Source organism: Desulfovibrio sp. 1214_IL3152, assembly GCF_036763055.1.
Taxonomy (GTDB): domain Bacteria; phylum Desulfobacterota; class Desulfovibrionia; order Desulfovibrionales; family Desulfovibrionaceae; genus Desulfovibrio.
In genome coordinates this window covers 1-1003 of sequence record NZ_JBAIYW010000030.1, presented here as the reverse complement: position 1 = coordinate 1003, position 1003 = coordinate 1, and the positions used below count along the sequence as shown (strand labels likewise).

Annotated in this window: 1 protein-coding gene and 1 pseudogene; both read left to right on the top strand. The window is 61.2% G+C overall.

Annotated features, from left to right (window positions below; translation table 11 throughout):
* Positions 1-783 (top strand): annotated as a pseudogene (locus V6C07_RS00655) (UvrD-helicase domain-containing protein); the annotation flags it as partial.
* Positions 776-1003: hypothetical protein (locus V6C07_RS00650; protein WP_333534431.1), on the top strand; the 228-nt coding region annotated here is incomplete at its 3' end. The pseudogene V6C07_RS00655 and the gene V6C07_RS00650, both read left to right, overlap by 8 nt.

The following is a 1003-nucleotide window of genomic DNA, read 5'->3' as shown; positions in this document are numbered from 1 at the left end:
CTCATGCCTCCCATGCCCGGCGTACAGCACACCGACGGCACGACAAGCACACCCGCCGTCACTCCCGCCACGGACGCCATGCCGGGCAGCCTTGCCACAGGTATGGATCAGGAGCAGAACCGTCCCCTTTCTGACGGAACGGCACATAGTGCCGCAGGGCATGCAAAAAACACCGTGAGGGATGCCAATACCGAAGACTGGCGTCCCATGCAGTGGCTGCCGCGCCTGAAGATCTTTCGCAACCCTCTGGCCGCTTTTGACTTTCAGCCCGAAGACCGTGGCAATCTGCTGCATTTCTGTCTGGAGCACCTGCGCCTTACCGGCAATCCGCGTGAAGATGCTCAGGCAGCCCTGAACTTTGGCCTCCGTCATTATCCGCTGTCTGTTCCCGATGATGCGGCCTTGCGCCACGGCGCATTTGAAGCGTTGCACTGGTTTGCAAGTCAGCCGCAAAGCGCGCGCTGGCTCGCCAACGGCTGGCCCGAACATTCCATAATGACTCCACAGGGGCAGCTTTTGCGCATGGACCTGCTGGTTCACGAACCCTGGGGACTGCTGATCATTGACTATAAAAGCGGCCAGCCCGAAGCCGCCCATGTGGAGCAGGTACGCAAATATCTTGGCGGCCTGCTCCCGGGACGCGGAAACGACAGCACCCCCGTCATGGGCCTGCTGGTATACCTTGACCAGCGCTGTTTTCGTCTGGTGACGCCGGACGAAGCTTCAGAGCTTGCCCCGCGCTGCGACGGCCTTTTGCCCGCAGAGGATTATCCGCATGAGTAGTTCGCCTTTTCTGGTTTTTCCCTGGCAGCGCCCTTTTCTGCCCGCCCTTAAAGCGCATCTGCACGAGATCACGGGCGGGCGTCCCGGTTCCGCGCTGCTTATTGTGCCGCACAATCGCCCCTGGCGATACATGGCGCAACTTTACGCCGCAGACGGCCATACCGGGCTGTTGCCCAAGGTGCTGCCGCTGGCCGATGCCGTGGGCATCTGGCGTTCTTCA